General features: G+C 47.8%; 2 tRNA genes and 1 rRNA gene. All 3 read right to left on the bottom strand.

The features are described 5' to 3' along the window. Positions 1-36: 36 nt before the first annotated feature. Positions 37-123 (bottom strand) — tRNA-Ser (locus EF384_RS09675). A 22-nt stretch (positions 124-145) separates the two neighbouring features. Continuing rightward, positions 146-219, bottom strand: a tRNA-Asn gene (locus EF384_RS09680). A gap of 11 nt (positions 220-230) precedes the next feature. Next, positions 231-341 (bottom strand): 5S ribosomal RNA (gene rrf, locus EF384_RS09685); the annotation flags it as partial.

Raw genomic sequence — 341 nt, forward strand, 5'->3', positions numbered from 1 at the left:
CTTAACCGCTTGACCAACGGGCCTTATCTGGTTTAACGGAGAGTAAGGGATTCGAACCCTTGAAACAGTTTCCTGTTTACACGATTTCCAATCGTGCTCCTTCGGCCTCTCGGACAACTCTCCTTCAGGCAAGGTACTCTACCAACTCCGCAAGTAGGACTCGAACCTACGACATCTTGATTAACAGTCAAGCGCTACTACCAACTGAGCTATTGCGGAATATTTATATTGCATGGCAACGTCCTAGTCTCACAGGGGGAAACCCCCAACTACATTCGGCGCTAAGAAGCTTAACTTCTGTGTTCGAGATGGGAACAGGTGTGACCTTCTTGCCATCATTA

Origin of the sequence: Aerococcus agrisoli, assembly GCF_003797145.1 — a bacterium.
Lineage (GTDB): Bacteria > Bacillota > Bacilli > Lactobacillales > Aerococcaceae > Aerococcus > Aerococcus agrisoli.